Raw genomic sequence first — 215 nt, forward strand, 5'->3', positions numbered from 1 at the left:
AGCAGAGAGTTTAGGTAGCATCGGGCAAGGAAGTGAGGAAGTAATTGATGCACTAATAATAGCCCTAAAGGATAGAGCAAATTGGGTAAGGCGCAAAGCAGCAGAGAGTTTAGGTAACATCGGGCAAGGAAGTGAGAAAGTAATTGATGCACTACTCATAGCTCTAAAGGATGAAAATGAAGATGTAAGGCAAGAAGCAGCAGAGAGTTTAGGTA

1 protein-coding gene is annotated in these 215 nt (G+C 42.3%); it reads left to right on the top strand.

Going from position 1 to position 215, the window contains the following annotated elements:
• Nucleotides 1-215, top strand: a 215-nt coding sequence (locus NF27_RS08035; RefSeq protein ID WP_039458089.1) for a HEAT repeat domain-containing protein, incomplete at both ends; no start/stop codon positions are given.

The sequence above is a fragment of the Candidatus Jidaibacter acanthamoeba genome, assembly GCF_000815465.1.
Taxonomy (GTDB): domain Bacteria; phylum Pseudomonadota; class Alphaproteobacteria; order Rickettsiales; family Midichloriaceae; genus Jidaibacter; species Jidaibacter acanthamoebae.